This is a genomic window from Paenibacillus sp. Y660 (assembly GCF_057221575.1).
The window spans coordinates 1-934 of sequence record NZ_JBXBBJ010000080.1 but is presented as its reverse complement, the minus strand read 5'-3'; the positions used below and the strand labels follow the sequence as shown (position 1 = coordinate 934).

General features: G+C 45.3%; 1 protein-coding gene. It reads left to right on the top strand.

Going from position 1 to position 934, the window contains the following annotated elements:
- Positions 1-846, top strand: an 846-nt coding sequence (locus AC2TDN_RS26520; RefSeq protein WP_484690732.1) for an IS1380 family transposase, incomplete at its 5' end; no start/stop codon positions are given.
- Positions 847-934: the final 88 nt, after the last annotated feature.

Below are 934 nucleotides of genomic sequence, written 5' to 3'. Positions count from 1 at the left end.
AATAGCTATAAACCCGGACGCAAAAGCTACCATCCTATTTTGGTATACGAAGGGAAGTCCAGGTTTCTGTTGAACGCTGAATTACGACCCGGCAACGTGCATAGCTCCACGGACGTACTTGCTTTTGCTGAGAAAACGCTATCGCTTCTGTCTGCTCGTCCAGTCGATTATGTTCGCTTTGACAAAGGCTTTGGCGGCGAAGCGTTTTATAGTTTTTGGGAATCCAGAAAAATCGGCTATGTCGGTAAGATCAAATGGACAAATCGCTTGCAAGAACAAGTTCAAGCTTGCCCGCTCTGGACACGTTTTGTTGATGATGACTGGATCATTGAAGGTCTAGTGTTGTGCTATAAAGCCACTTCTTGGGACACCACAAGAAGGGTCGCTGTTATTCGAAAAGTGCAACGATTTGAAACGGAACAAATGATGTTTGAACAAGATGGATTTCTCGATTTACTCTGGCAATACGAGGCTATGGTAACCAGCGAGCCATGGGAAGCCATCGATGTATGGCGCTTTTACAACCAGCGCTGTTGCATGGAAAACTACATCAAAGAAGCCAAGCGCGGTTTCTCGATCCACCGTATTCCAACGGACGATTTCGCTGCGAATGAAATGGATTTGCTCGTCAAACTGTTCGCTTACAATTTGTTCGAACGTTTCAAGCAAGATTGTTGTGAACCGGTTCATCGTACCTTTACCATTCAGCGCTTCCGGCGAGAATTTTTTGAATGCGCAGGTGTACTGGTGTGCCATGGTCGACAAGTCACATTAAAAATGGCTGAGCAGTTCACAAACCGTTACATCTGGCTCCGAATCGAGCGGAAAGTCATATTACTTGAATGACAGAAATAACCCAATATAATACTTGGAAATGACGTTGCCCCTTCGTATGGGGAGGGGGATGGTGTATGCTAAAATCTAGCAATACCTG